The organism is Christiangramia flava JLT2011 (genome assembly GCF_001951155.1).
GTDB lineage: Bacteria > Bacteroidota > Bacteroidia > Flavobacteriales > Flavobacteriaceae > Christiangramia > Christiangramia flava.
Genome location: NZ_CP016359.1, coordinates 557,757 through 572,500 on the forward strand (window position 1 = coordinate 557,757; position 14,744 = coordinate 572,500).

At 42.0% G+C, this 14,744-nt stretch carries 12 protein-coding genes; all 12 read left to right on the plus strand.

From position 1 onward, the window contains the following. Nucleotides 1-108: 108 nt before the first annotated feature. The 12 genes from GRFL_RS02145 to GRFL_RS02200 all read left to right on the plus strand — a co-directional run bounded on the left by GRFL_RS02145 (nt 109) and on the right by GRFL_RS02200 (nt 14,472). Nucleotides 109-1,506, plus strand: coding sequence for a trypsin-like peptidase domain-containing protein (locus GRFL_RS02145; protein ID WP_083643057.1), 1,398 nt, complete (start codon nt 109-111; stop codon nt 1,504-1,506). Nucleotides 1,507-1,631: 125 nt separating this feature from the next. After that, a complete protein-coding gene (locus GRFL_RS02150) occupies nt 1,632-3,080 on the plus strand; it encodes a glyceraldehyde-3-phosphate dehydrogenase (protein ID WP_083643058.1) in 1,449 nt (482 codons plus the stop codon). A 187-nt stretch (nt 3,081-3,267) separates the two neighbouring features. Next, nucleotides 3,268-3,855: a hypothetical protein gene (locus tag GRFL_RS02155; protein WP_083643060.1), complete on the plus strand. Its 588-nt coding sequence runs from the start codon at nt 3,268-3,270 to the stop codon at nt 3,853-3,855. 23 nt (nt 3,856-3,878) lie between these two features. Next, on the plus strand, nt 3,879-4,562 hold the full coding sequence (gene trmD, locus GRFL_RS02160) for a tRNA (guanosine(37)-N1)-methyltransferase TrmD (protein WP_083643062.1): 684 nt from the start codon (nt 3,879-3,881) through the stop codon (nt 4,560-4,562). Nucleotides 4,563-4,671: 109 nt separating this feature from the next. Next, nucleotides 4,672-5,022 carry a 50S ribosomal protein L19 gene (rplS, locus tag GRFL_RS02165; protein WP_083643063.1) on the plus strand — a complete coding sequence of 117 codons (351 nt, stop codon included), beginning with the start codon at nt 4,672-4,674 and terminating at the stop codon, nt 5,020-5,022. A gap of 580 nt (nt 5,023-5,602) precedes the next feature. After that, on the plus strand, nt 5,603-7,834 hold the full coding sequence (locus tag GRFL_RS02170; protein WP_083643065.1) for an NADP-dependent isocitrate dehydrogenase: 2,232 nt from the start codon (nt 5,603-5,605) through the stop codon (nt 7,832-7,834). Between the two features lie 75 nt (nt 7,835-7,909). After that, nucleotides 7,910-8,818, plus strand: a complete 909-nt coding sequence (locus GRFL_RS02175; RefSeq protein WP_083643067.1) for a glycosyltransferase family 2 protein — start codon at nt 7,910-7,912, stop codon at nt 8,816-8,818. Next, a complete protein-coding gene (locus GRFL_RS02180) occupies nt 8,815-9,750 on the plus strand; it encodes a glycosyltransferase family 2 protein (RefSeq protein ID WP_083643069.1) in 936 nt (311 codons plus the stop codon). The genes GRFL_RS02175 and GRFL_RS02180 overlap by 4 nt, the downstream gene beginning before the upstream one ends. Before the next feature lie 60 nt (nt 9,751-9,810). Then, complete coding sequence (locus GRFL_RS02185; RefSeq protein ID WP_236995861.1) at nt 9,811-11,040, plus strand: multidrug effflux MFS transporter; 1,230 nt, start codon at nt 9,811-9,813, stop codon at nt 11,038-11,040. A 41-nt stretch (nt 11,041-11,081) separates the two neighbouring features. Continuing rightward, nucleotides 11,082-13,442 (plus strand): TonB-dependent receptor, encoded by a 2,361-nt coding sequence (locus tag GRFL_RS02190; RefSeq protein ID WP_236995862.1) that lies wholly within the window; start codon nt 11,082-11,084, stop codon nt 13,440-13,442. After that, on the plus strand, nt 13,442-14,251 hold the full coding sequence (locus GRFL_RS02195; RefSeq protein ID WP_083643071.1) for a DUF4249 domain-containing protein: 810 nt from the start codon (nt 13,442-13,444) through the stop codon (nt 14,249-14,251). The genes GRFL_RS02190 and GRFL_RS02195 overlap by 1 nt, the downstream gene beginning before the upstream one ends. After that, nucleotides 14,248-14,472: a DUF6095 family protein gene (locus tag GRFL_RS02200; RefSeq protein WP_083643073.1), complete on the plus strand. Its 225-nt coding sequence runs from the start codon at nt 14,248-14,250 to the stop codon at nt 14,470-14,472. The genes GRFL_RS02195 and GRFL_RS02200 overlap by 4 nt, the downstream gene beginning before the upstream one ends. The last annotated feature ends 272 nt before the right edge of the window (nt 14,473-14,744 follow it).

Here is a 14,744-nt window from a genome sequence, read left to right on the forward strand (position 1 = left end):
TAATGATCGAGAAAGCCTGCCTGTTAAATGCTAGTTAAAAAGGCGCACAGGTATACTAAAGCTTGATCGCGTTCAGTTAAAAGTGTAATATTAAAACAACATCCGAAAATGAAAAAAATAGCAAGTCTACTATTTGTTTCGATCCTGGGTGGAATACTTACTTTAGGTAGTTATAAAATATTCTTCGATGACGAGAATAACCCGGTAATTACTCAGGATTCAACCTCACAACATTCTTTCATACCTGTTAGCAACGCGCCGGCCTATGGCACGAATGCCGATTTTACGGCAGCTGCGGAAAAAACTGTGCACGCGGTCGTTCACGTGAAGAACGTAGCCGTGTTTAAAGGCCCTCGGAGTATGTGGGATCTTTACAATAACGGAACTGCCGGTGGAAGAGCGGTACAGGGTGCCGGCTCCGGAGTGATCATTACGCCAGATGGCTACATTGTGACCAATAATCACGTGGTAGACGGCGCCAGTGAAATTGAAGTAACCCTGAATAATAACGAAACTTATAAGGCGGAAGTGATCGGCGCTGACCCCATTTCAGATATCGCACTGATCAAGGTGGATGCCAATGAAGACCTCGAATACATCCCTTTCGGAAATTCAGACAACGTAAAACTGGGAGAATGGGTACTGGCAGTAGGAAACCCTTTTAACCTGAAATCAACGGTAACGGCCGGGATAATTAGCGCCAAAGCTCGAAACCTCGATCCTTACGACAGGTCTCCGCAATCATTTATCCAGACTGATGCAGCCATTAACCCTGGAAACAGTGGTGGCGCACTGGTAAATATTAACGGGGAACTCATTGGGATCAATACCGCGATCACTTCCCCGAGTGGTAGTTATATAGGATATGCCTTTGCCGTACCCTCCAATAACGCCCGAAAAATCGTGGAGGATATCATGGAATACGGAAACGTTCAGCAGGGCATCCTGGGAATTCGAGGCGGCAGCGTAGATCCTCAAACCATGAGCGAACTCAACCTCAAAACTTCACAAGGTGTTCTGGTGGGTGACGTCACTTCAGGTAGCGGTGCGGAACAGGCCGGAATCAGGCAGAATGATGTAATTCGTCAAATTGATAATGTAAAGATCAACAAGTTCTCTGATCTTACAGGTTACATCAACACCAAGCGCCCCGGAGACCAGGTGATGGTGAAACTGGACCGGGACGGGCAGTCAAAAGAGGTTCGCGTCACCCTGTCCAAAAGAGACTCCTATCAGATCCCATCGATTGGTCTGGAAGTCGCCAACGCCACTTCCAAAGAATTGAAAAGCATCGGCACCTCTTATGGTGTGAAGATCAATAACACCCTTAATGAGAATTTACCAAAAGAAGAACTGGTTGGTACGATCATTACCGAGATCAATAACGAAAGTGTTTCGAACATTCGCGAAGTAGAAGACATTCTGGAAAAAAGAAGATCCGGCGACCCTATTGTAATCACTTATATCGATCGCAGTGGAAGCAAACAGCGAATGATCTGGAGATAGTTTCATTAGTAAACCATCAAAAAAAGCCCTTTCCAACGAAGGGCTTTTTTTATGTAATTTATTTTTACGAAAACGTTTGAAATCGATACTTTTGCCGCAAAATCCAAAATAACAACACACACAAAATGGACTTTAATCAAGTGTATGAAAAGGAACTTTCCTTCCAGGCTGATCGCCGGAAAGCTTCCGTTGAATTTATCAATATCGTAAGCGATCTTTGGTACGATAAATCGATCGAACTGGTGCTTTTCCGCAATCAGCTCATCAATCGGAATGTGAGTGACATCCTCGACCTGCATGACTATGCCGGAGAATTTGTAGGCAAGCCCATTTCAATTTTTGATTCCGTAGAAATTGCCAAGGCGATCCAAGATCTCAATTTACCACCGGCCAAGCTTGATATTGGGAAGTTAACCTATGAGTATCATTTAAAGGATCAGCATCACTCCAATGCCATGGCTTTTGTGTCACACAAACTCAAAAATGCCAAAGATACCACACCGGTAACTCCTAAAGATGTGGTATTATATGGCTTCGGAAGAATTGGCAGGCTGGTAGCCAGGGAACTAATGACCCGTACCGGGAAAGGTAACCAGTTGCGATTGCGAGCCGTGGTAACCCGCGGCGAGGTGAACCGCGCGGTGCTGGAAAAAAGAGCTTCGCTTCTTAAGAGTGATTCGGTTCATGGTCCTTTCAGCGGAACGGTCAATATTGATGAAAAAAATGCTGCATTAATTATTAACGGCACCACGGTTCATATGATTTCCGCCAGCAAGCCGGAAGATATTGATTATACCGCTTTCGGAATTAAAGACGCTTTGATTATAGATAATACCGGTGCTTTTCGGGATGATAAAGCCCTGAGCAGACACCTGAAATCCAAAGGAGCGGCAAAAGTGCTGCTTACCGCTCCCGGTAAAGGCATTCCAAATATTGTACATGGTGTGAATCATAAGGAATATTCACCAGATGACATTTCGATCTTTTCAGCAGCTTCCTGTACTACTAATGCCATAACGCCAGTTTTAAAAGCCATACAGGATTCGCTGGGCGTGGTGCAGGGACATTTGGAAACCATTCATGCCTACACCAACGATCAAAACCTGGTTGACAATATGCACAGCAAGTACCGGCGTGGTCGTGCAGCGGGCCTTAATATGGTCATCACCGAAACCGGCGCGGGAAAAGCCGTGGCCAAAGCTTTGCCGGTGTTTGAGGGAAAATTGACCTCCAATGCCATCAGGGTTCCTGTTCCAAATGGCTCACTGGCTATTTTGAACCTGGAAGTGGAAAAGGAAACCAGCATTCAAAAAGTCAATAACATTCTGAAAAAATATGCACTGAACGGAGAGCTGGTGGAGCAAATTCAGTATTCGGTAGACAACGAGCTGGTTTCTACTGATATTATCGGCTCTTCTGCCCCGGCCATTTACGATAGCAATGCCACGATCGTGGCTGCAGACAAGAAAAACATCGTGCTATACATCTGGTATGATAACGAATATGGTTACAGTCACCAGGTCATCAGGCTGGCAAAATATATTTCGAAAGTGCGGCGTTATACCTATTACTAGTCAAATTCTTTTACAAAAACCTGTCGCTTACGGCAGGTTTTTTTATTTTTGCGCCACTTTTGGAGCTTTCATATCTTTTTCCGAAATCGTAAATTGAGAAAGAATTCCAGATAACCTGAAAATCCGAATATTATACTAACCTATTGAAACGCCCGTTGAGTGTATAATATTAAAAATTGAAGAAAAGATGACCAGGCAAATTTACGTGATCGCAGTATTGCTTTTTTCGGTATTTCAGGTGCAGGCTCAGGACAGCCTTGCTACAGAAACTCCCGTACAGGACGAATTTACCAAACTTATTGAAGGATCTAACAACTACCAGGGCTATAAGGTGGTTGATTATGATAAATTGATCGAACTGCGGAACAATACCCGCGAGTATGTGAACGACCTGAAGCAGGAGATCATCGTACAAAAGAACACCGTAGATCAGCAGAACAAGCAGATCAACGATCTAAAAGAGCAACTGGCTTCCACCAGAAATGACCTTCAGAAGGTCACTGAAGAAAAAGACGCTTTGATGTTCCTTGGGATGCCTTTCAGTAAAGGTGGCTATAAGGCTATGATGTGGGGAATTGTTGGAATATTATTATTACTGTTGATCGTTTTATTCATCAAATTCAAAAGCTCTCACACCGCAACCCGAGAAGCACGTCAAAAACTTCAGGAAACTGAAAAGGAATTTGACACTTACCGTTCCAAAGCACTTGAAAAAGAGCAACGACTTGGAAGGATGCTTCAGGATGAGCGAAACAAAACTAACGGAAATCCCTAATTTCCAATAAACGATCGGCCCTTATGCGCATCGATATCATTACCGTTGTACCAGATATTTTAAAAAGTCCGTTTGAAGCATCCATTCTTCAGCGAGCTATTCAGAAAGAACTGGTAGAAATTCACCTTCATAACCTCAGGGATTATACGACTGATAATTACAAACAGGTAGATGATTACCAGTTTGGAGGAGGTGCCGGTATGGTGATGATGATCGAACCTATTGATAAATGCATCAGCAAATTGAAGGCAGAACGGGATTATGATGAAGTGATCTATATGACGCCAGATGGGAAAACTCTTAACCAGAAGATGGCCAACGGTTTATCTCTAAAGGAAAATATCATCATTTTGTGCGGGCACTATAAAGGAGTAGATCAACGCGTTCGAGACCAGTTTATTACACGTGAAATTTCGATAGGAGATTATGTCCTGTCTGGTGGAGAGTTGGGTGCCGCGGTCTTATGTGATGCGATCATAAGGCTTATTCCAGGAGTTTTAGGTAATGAAACCTCTGCCCTTACCGATTCTTTTCAGGATAATTTGCTGGCTCCGCCCGTTTATACACGGCCGGCTGAGTATAAAGGCTGGAAGGTGCCCGAAATTTTAACTTCCGGAAACTTCCCAAAAATAGAGGCCTGGCGGGAAAATGAAGCGTATAAAAGAACCAAAGAACTAAGACCTGATCTTTTAGATGAAGATTTTTAAAGCTCAGGTTTGCAGGTAACTATAAATTAATTAATTTTGCACTCGTTCTAAAATAACCTCTGGCGATAACCGTGAATGTTGTTTTGGAGATCATATAAACATATTAACTATGGAATCGTTAATCAAATACGTTCAGGACGAATTCGTTTCAAGAAAAGAACTTCCTGAATTTTCTGCCGGTGACACCATCACTGTTTACTACGAAATTAAAGAGGGTCAGAAAACAAGAACCCAGTTCTTTAGAGGTGTGGTAATTCAAAAGAGAGGAACCGGAGCTTCTCAGACTTTTACTATTAGAAAGATGAGTGGTACCGTTGGTGTAGAAAGAATTTTCCCAATCAATCTTCCTGCGATCCAAAAGATCGAAGTGAATAAGAGAGGTAAGGTTCGTAGAGCACGTATCTTCTACTTTAGAGGTCTTACTGGTAAGAAAGCCCGTATCAAAGAGGCGAAGAGATAAGATTTCGAAGAAAGAATTTAAAAAGGCTTCCATTTTGGAGGCCTTTTTTTATGAACAATTGTTGATAAACCCTGTTCGTAACCGGTTGAAATATAAAAGGTTAAAATATTTCCATTTTCCGAAAATGGGTCGTATATTTATGATAGAAATTCTGACTTAAGGAAGTGACAAAAGGATCTTCATTAAAGCCAAATTTCCCGTAAAGCAAGTTCTTTACATACGGTTTTTATTCTCTATATAACGATAGAAGTTTTGCTCAGACAAGACGATGTTTGAAGGATAAAAATCCATTTTTGGTTCTATTTCCTCTGAAATAGATTCAAAAAGAAGTGATACACACAGGAAGGCTTAAAACGTCTTTTATACAAATGTGAGAACGTATCATTTCTGTAGAAGCCATTTCATTTTAGCAATTAAGATGAAATGGCTTTTTTTTATTCCGCTTTTTTTAAAAATTCTTAACAGCATCTCCTCTTTCGGTTATAGGATAAAAGCCTATAAAACCGTATATTGCGGCGTATACAAGGCCCTGGCTTCCACAGGGCTTTCTTTTAGTTAATTGCAACCAAAATTTTTAAAAATGTCGCAAAAAGAAAAAATTATCTATACCAAGACCGATGAAGCACCTATGCTTGCCACCTATTCTTTCCTGCCCATCATTGAGGCGTTTACCAAAGCAGCCGGTGTAAGTCTTGAAACCAGAGATATTTCGCTTGCCGGAAGAATTCTTTCCCAGTTCCCAGATTACCTTAAAGAAGATCAGAAAGTTTCTGATGACCTTGCAGAACTTGGAGAACTTGCCAAAAAACCGGAAGCAAATATCATCAAATTACCAAATATCAGTGCCTCTGTTCCGCAGCTTAAGAATGCGATCAGTGAACTGCAGTCTAAGGGTTTTGCCATTCCAGACTACCCAGATGAACCGCAGAATGACAAAGAAAAAGATATTAAAGCCCGATATGATAAGGTGAAGGGAAGTGCGGTAAATCCTGTTCTTAGAGAAGGAAACTCTGATCGCCGTGCACCAAAGGCTGTTAAGAATTTTGCCAAAAAGAATCCGCATTCCATGGGCGCATGGTCTCCAGATTCCAAGACTCATGTTGCGACCATGAGCAGCGGCGATTTCCGTGCTAACGAAAAGTCGATGACCCTTGATAAAGACGACACACTTACGATCGAATTTACTTCGGAAAACGGCGAAAAAACAGTTCTAAAAGACAATCTGAAAGTATTGGATGCCGAGATCATCGATGCTTCCGTCATGAGCAAACGAGCGCTGATCGATTTCCTTCGTAAGGAAGTAAAAGACGCCAAAGAAAAAGATGTGTTGTTCTCGCTTCATATGAAAGCAACGATGATGAAGGTTTCTGATCCTATCATTTTTGGTCACGCCGTAAAGGTTTTCTTCGAAGATGTCTTTGAGAAATACGGATCAGATCTGGAGAAGGCAGGAGCCGATCCAAATAGCGGACTCGGGGATGTGCTTGCAGCGATAGATAACCTTCCGGAAACTAAGAGAACAGAGATCAAATCAGCTATTGAAAAAGACCTGAATGACGGGCCGGATATTGCTATGGTAAATTCAGATGAAGGGATTACAAACCTGCACGTACCGAGTGATATCATTATTGATGCCTCCATGCCGGCAATGATTCGTACATCCGGCCAAATGTGGAATGCGGAAGGAAAAACCCAGGATACCAAAGCGGTAATCCCTGATTCCAGTTATGCTCCTCTTTACCAGGCAACCATTGAATTCTGTAAAAAACACGGTGCTTTCGATCCAACCACGATGGGAACCGTTCCTAATGTTGGTTTGATGGCCCAAAAAGCGGAAGAGTACGGCTCCCATGACAAAACTTTTGAAATGAAGGCAGACGGAGTGGTTCGCGTGATCAATTCAGAAGGGCATACTTTACTAGAGCATTCTGTAGAGTCTGGTGATATCTGGAGAATGTGCCAGGTAAAAGACCTTCCGGTTCAGGACTGGATCAAATTGGCCGTTTCCAGAGGGAATGATACCGGTTGGCCAATCGTTTTCTGGCTGGATGAAAATCGTGCTCATGATGCTGAATTGATTAAAAAAGTAAACAAATACCTTCCGCAGCATGATACTTCAAAAATCGAAGTGAAGATCATGGCTCCGAAAGAAGCTACCGAATACACGCTTCAGCGCGTGAAAGACGGCGAAAATACTATTTCAGTAACCGGGAATGTTTTGAGAGATTACCTTACAGATCTTTTCCCAATTCTGGAACTTGGGACGAGTGCCAAAATGTTATCCATCGTTCCGTTGATGAATGGTGGCGGACTTTTTGAAACCGGTGCCGGAGGTTCTGCTCCAAAACACGTTCAGCAATTCCTGAAAGAAGGGCATTTGAGATGGGATTCTCTTGGAGAATTTTTGGCCTTGGCGGTTTCTCTGGAACACCTTGGGAACAAATACGGTAATGAAAAAGCCCTGACCCTTGCTGAAGCATTGGATGAGGCTACTGAAAAATTCCTGAATGAAGGCCGTTCACCTTCTAGAAAAGTGAACGAGCTGGATAATCGTGGCAGTCATTTCTACCTGGCTCTTTATTGGGCTGAAGTTCTTGCGACTCAGAAAACCAATACAGACCTGAATATTTATTTCGGTAGAGTGGCTAAGGCGATGGAAGAACATAAAGTTCAGATCCTTCAGGATCTTTTAGATGCACAGGGCTCTCCTGTAGACATCGGAGGATATTATGAACCAGATGAGAAACTGACGAGCCAGGCTATGCGCCCGAGCTCACAGTTCAATTCGATCCTGGAAACTTCCGCTGAATAAAATTATCAGTATAATTAGTTAAAAGCGTCGGAATTAACCGGCGCTTTTTTATTTTTGAGTCAATCCTATAACGGAATGCAGAACCTCGTAACCATCATCATCCCAACTTTTAATCGTGCTGAAACGCTTCCTAAGACCTTAAGATCGGTACAAAATCAAAGTCATCAGAATTGGGAATGCCTTGTAATAGATGACGGTTCCGAAGACCAAACAGAAAAGATTTTACAGGAATTTTTAAAAGATAATCGCTTCAGGTTCCTGAAAAGACCGGAAGATCGTAAAAAAGGTGCGGCTACCTGCAGAAATATTGGCCTGGAAAACGCTCAGGGCGATTACATCCAGTTTTTGGATTCTGACGATCTCCTAGCGCCCAACAAACTGGAAGTTCAGCTAATCGCTTTACAGGAAAATAACGCTCATTTGGCCACCTGTAAATGGGGCGTTTTGCGATCGGGATCTGGAGAAGTTCATATTTATGATAAACTTCCAACATATCATGAATTCGAAGATGGGATCAGGCTTTTTGATGCTTTTGGTTATTATTTCACTTATTTCCCACCACATGTATACCTCGCTTCCAGAGAAGTTATTGAAAAATCGGGCTATTGGAACGAAGAATTGACGCTGAATGATGATGGCGATTACTTCAGTAAGGTCATTTTCAATTCCGGAAGAGTTATTTTCTGTGCTGCAACTCACGTGCTTTATCGCCGGGGAGGAGGAGAAAGAATCAGTAGTGATTATTCAGAATATGGAATCCAGAGCTTTATCCAAAGCTGGAGCTCTATAGATGAACGTATCCTGGAAAATTACGATATCAGCAATCACATTTTCGTGCGACAGGCACGCCGAAACCTATATTCTAAAATTGCTGACAAACATCCACAACTTGTGGAGAGACATCAGGACTTTTTTGATAAGCGAATGTCTACGATTGAATATTTTTTGAGGAAGGCCAATGCTAAAATCAAAGGATATTTATGATAGCAAAAGTTTCCGTTATAATCCCTACGCTTAACCGCAGTCATACCCTCGGAAAAACGCTGGCAAGTGTTCAGCGGCAAACGCATCAAAATTGGGAATGCCTGATCATAGACGATGGCTCAACTGATGATACCGAAAATACTATTCAGCGATTCTTGAATGATGAACGTTTTAAATTTATTAAAAGAAAGAATTCTCAAATTCGCGGAGCTGCCAGTTGCAGAAATATAGGTTTAGAACTGGCTACTGGTGATTTCATTCAGTTTCTGGACTCCGATGATATATTGGAAAAACACAAATTTCAGAGACAACTTGCTATTTCTAGTTCGAATTCGACCATCCTTACTTCAAAATGGGGTAAAATCGTATTTAAAAATGGCGGTGAACAGATAAGCCTTTATGAAAATCTGCCAACTTATCGAAATTTCAATATTCCGCAAGAGCTTTTTAAAACCTACGCTCATCGCTTTTGCTATCTCCCTATTCATAGTTTTCTTATTCCGAAAAAACTGATCGATTCTTCAAGATGGAATGAACAATTAACAGTGAATGACGACGGAGATTTTATGAGCAGGATCGTTTTGAAAAGCGATAAAATCCTTTTTTGCGAAGATACTTTTGTTCTCTACCGAAGAGGTGCGGGCAATAGACTCTCTAAATCTCTCGAAACGCCTAAAGCTTATGAGAAATTCATATTAAGCTGGAAAATTATGGAGAATAATCTTGGTAAAAATCATTTGCTCGTACGCATCGCCAAAAGAGATCTGTACAAACAGATATCTTCGAAATATCCCAAATTACTTCAGAATGAAAAGGCTTTTTTTGCTGATGCAATGCCAAAGTGGGAATACAAACTAAGAGCTCACCTATCCAAAGTATTAGATAAATTTCAGGTAAAACTGGTTTCTATTCGCGAAAATGATATAGTTTAATCTTTCGTTAAAGACTCTCCACAATTAGCCTAAAACCTTCCTATTCCTGAAATTTGCAAAATGCAAAAAAGAATGGCGGAAGAAAGGAATAAAAAACAGGAATACCTCATTCTCCTGGTCCTGGGAACTTTGATCGCCCTGGGGCCCTTTTCGATAGACGCATACCTGCCGGGCTTCCAAAGCATCGCAAAAGATTTCAATATCAGCATTAGCCAGGTGGGGCTTACGCTAACGAGCTATTTCATAGGAATTTCAGTAGGACAGCTGGCTTATGGCCCGATCATGGATAAATTCGGAAGGCGCCAACCACTATTGATCGGTCTCGGGATTTATTTCCTCTCGGCAATTTTTTGCCTGCTGTCGCCCAATTTATTATCGCTGATCGTTTCCCGGTTCTTCCTGGCTCTTGGAGCTGCCGCCGGAATGGTAGCAGCAAAAGCCGTGGTTCGCGATATTTTTCCGGTCAATGAAGTGGCAGGAGCCATCTCGGTTCTAATGTTGATCATGGGTGGAGCCCCTATTATCGCACCCACAGTAGGAAGTTTGATCATTGAAGCCTTTGACTGGAAGATGATATTTGTATTTCTCGCCGGCTTCTCGTTCCTGATGTTCCTGAGCGTTTACAATTTTCTTCCTGAAAGTATCGTCCCAGACAGAAATGTAGACCTCAAACCAAAAGATGTGGCGATCAAATACTACGGAATTCTTACCAATCCTAAATTCTGGAATTTTGGAATGGCCGGTAGTTTTGCCGTGGGCGCTATGTTCGCCTATATTTCAAATGCTCCGAAATTATTCATGGAACATTTTGACCTTTCTCAGAAAGAATTCGGGATATTATTTGGTCTTAACGCCGGCGGACTAATTCTGGGCAGCCAGATCAACCGACTATTCCTGAAAAGATATTCCACCTTTGAAATCACTATTTTCAACAGTGTAGTGCTGGTCATTCTTTCCGGGGTATTTTTACTGAATGCCTTGCTCGGTTTAGGGTTCTGGACCACGGCTGTCTTAATATTCCTGATGCTGTTCCTACTGGGATTTCAAAACCCCAATACCACGGCACTTTCCCTGGAACCCTTCGAGAAAAAAGCCGGCCGGGCTTCAGCATTAATTGGAAGTTTAAAAATGATCCTTGGCGCGCTCACATCTTTCGTCATTAGTTTATTTCACGGTTCCAGCCTGCTCCCACTCGCTATTACCCTGTTGATCTGCCTGCTGATAAGTTCCCTGCTGTTGTTTCAATTCTCTAAAAAACAAAAAACAGTTTTCAGCCTGAATGAAGTCTGACTTTTTTAATTGAATACTACATCGTATTTTTAAATAAAAAATTGAACTTCAACCACTACGGGTTCCTATTCCTTTTCCTGTTTTCATTTATCGGCCAGGCGCAGCAGCGATTCACCCTGAGCGGAACAATTACAGATGCCGCCAGTAATGAAACCCTAATTGGCGTGAACGTCATCATACCGGAATTAGGTACCGGAACGGTCACCAATTCGTATGGTTTTTTTTCGCTGGAACTTCCGGAAGGTAACTACCGGGTACAAATCAGCTATCTAGGCTACCAGGATTTTTCGGAGGCCATCAGTCTTTCCGCTAATTTTCAAAAAGATTTTCAGCTGAAGGAAGCTTCAGAAAACCTGGAAGAAGTGGTGATCGAATCTAATTCCGAAGCGCTCAACCTCAAAAAGCCGGAAATGAGCGTGAACAAACTTTCCATAGGCACGATCAAGAAGTTGCCGGTAGTATTTGGCGAGGTAGACGTGGTTCGTTCGCTGCTTTTGCTGCCGGGTGTTTCCAATGCCGGCGAAGGAAGTTCCGGTTTCAACGTTCGTGGCGGTGCGGTAGACCAGAATCTAATTCTGCTCGACGAGGCCACGATCTATAATTCCTCGCATTTATTCGGACTCTTTTCCGTTTTTAATCCTGATGCTATCAAAGATCTGAAACTGTATAAAGGCGGTATTCCTGCGGAATATGGTGGCCGGGTTTCCTCAGTTCTCGATATTTATCAGCGAGATGGGAACAGTAGGAAATTTGAAATGCAGGGCGGAATTGGCGCTATTTCGAGCCGACTTTTAGCGGAAGGTCCTATCATTAAAGATAAGGGGGCCTTTCTGGTTGGCGGTAGAAGTTCCTACGCGCATTTATTCCTGAAGCTTAGCGATAACCCTAATTCGGCCTATTTCTATGATCTGAATACCAAACTGAATTACAAGATCGATTCCAGCAACAGGCTGTTGCTTTCCGGCTATTTTGGGCGTGATGTGTTCCGAATTAGTCAGAATTTTGACAATACCTACGGAAATGCGGTGCTGAACCTGAGATGGAACCATGTATTAACTGATAATATCTTCACCAATCTCTCGCTGATCTATAGCGATTACTACTATGGACTTCAGCTGAATTTTGTAGGCTTCGACTGGAATAGCGGGATCACAAACCTGAACGTGAAATACGATTTTGATCATTTTCTAAATGATCATTTTCAACTGAAGTATGGCATACAGAATACCTATTATCAATTTGATCCGGGTGAAATCGAACCACTCGATGAAAATTCCGGGATCAACTATTTCAAGCTTACCAATAAATATGCTTTTGAAAATGCCATGTATATTTCAGCAGAACAGCAGCTTTCGGAAAAACTTTCCGCAGAATATGGTATTCGTTTCAGCAGTTTTTACCGGCTGGGACAGGAGGAGTTCAACGTCTATGAGAATAGCCCGGTAAGTTATGATGCTGAACGCGCGGTATATTCCGAAGCAGTCATTCAGGAGACCATTTCTTATAAACGAGGAAAGGTACTGGAGCGTTTCCATAATTTGGAACCGCGAATTTCCCTGGCTTATTCCCTCGACGAAAAGCAATCGGTTAAACTGAGTTACAACCGAATGGCACAATACCTTCATCTAATTTCCAACACGAGTTCGCCAACACCACTGGATGTATGGACGCCAAGCGGGCCTTATATAGAACCTCAAAAGCTGGACCAGGTAGCAGCGGGATATTTTAGAAATTTCGGGGAAGATTATTCTCTTGAAGTGGAAGGGTTCTATAAAAAGATTCAGAACCGGCTGGATTATATCGACGGTGCCAACCTGATAGCCAATAATGCCGTGGAACGGATTTTACTGAAAGGAAGAGCCCGTGCTTATGGAACGGAAATACTGTTACGTAAAAATACGGGGAATCTCACAGGCTGGCTGAGCTATACACTTTCTCGTTCCGAGCAGCAAACACCGGGGCGTAGTCCTGAGGAAATAGGCATCAATAACGGCGACTGGTATCTTTCCAATTATGATAAAACCCATGATCTAAGCGCTACCGCAAGTTATAAATTGAATGAAAAATGGAGTTTCAATACCAATTTCATCTTTCAGACCGGTTTGGCGACCACCTATCCCAATGCACAATATGAATATGAAGGCATCACGATTCCCGTGTATGAAGCGAGAAATTCGAACAGGCTACCGTCTTACCATCGCCTGGACCTTTCTGCAACATTAACCCCTAATAAACAAAAACGCTTCCAATCATCCTGGAATTTTGGTATTTACAATGTCTATAACAGGAAAAATGCCTATTCGATCAGTTTCAGGGAAAGTGAAAATGCGCCGGGTAACGAAGCTGTTCGATTGTCACTCTTCGGCATCATCCCTTCGGTAACCTATAATTTTAAATTTTGATGAAACGATTCGCCACATATATATACTGCGGAATGATCATGCTGCTAACGGCTTGCGAAGATGTCGTTCAGGTAGATCTGGATGAAAGTGAACCCAAATTGGTGATTGAAGCTTCCATTCTTTGGGAGAAAGGCAGCAGCGGAAATACTCAAAATATTATAATTTCGAAGACCAGTCCTTTTTATGAAAGTGGTAGAAACGCTGTGGACAATGCGCAGGTTCGGCTAATCAGCTCAGAAAATGAAGTTTTTCCTTTCGTGTCAAGTGGAGATGGAATGTATACCGCCACCAATTTCAATCCCGTCATTAATCGAGAGTATAAGCTTGTGGTGGATTATGACGGAAGTCTCTATGAAGCTACCGAGGTTTTGAAATCGGTCGTCGGCCTGGATTCCGTGGTTCAAAGCAGAGCGGGTGGTTTTAGCGGGGAAGATTATGAAATAAAAGCCTATTATCAAGATCCTGCTGAAACCGAGGATTTTTATCTTTTTAAGTTCAAAAATGAGCTGAGTAATTTGGAAATTTATGAAGATGAATTTACCAACGGGAATAGTATCTTCGGTTATTATTCTGATGAAGATATAGAAGCTGGAGACGAAATTGGCATACAGATCCAGGGAATTTCTAAAGATTATTATCAGTATCTATATATCTTACGATCCCAGGTTGGGAATAATCAGGGTGGACCCTTTGAGACCATGCCCGCCACGGTAAGAGGGAATATTATTAATAAGACGCAGCCGGAAAACTTTCCTTTTGGCTATTTTCGCCTATCGGAAGTTGACAAATTGAATTACACCGTACAATGAGTAAACACACGAATAAAAAGACGCTTTCCAAAGGCCTGAAATTTCTGGCAATTGCACTTCTCTTCACATTTATTGGTCCGTCGGTTCTGTATAGTGCCTTTCATAACCAGGATAAACCCCTTTTTATTCCCATTCTTATTATTGGAGTGCTAGCTACCTTTGGGGCGATATTGATGATGTTTCGCGGAATTATGACGATCGTAAAGGCTTTGTTCGATTAACTGAACTTCTGGAAACGTACTTCACATCCTAAGCTATTAACTTTTAAATTCTTTTCTGAAATACACGGAAAAGAACATTCAATGCCAAGATAATTTTCAAATCAGCTGATGATCTTCTGAATTAATTAGCAACACTACTGAAATTACAGAGAGTGTAGACTAATGGAAGGTTTCATATTTTACATTTTTCCTTTTACAATTTTGAAGCGTCCATAGGTCTATGCTATATCGAGCTAATTCCTGAGCTTTAAATTTACCGCATAAAAAAACCC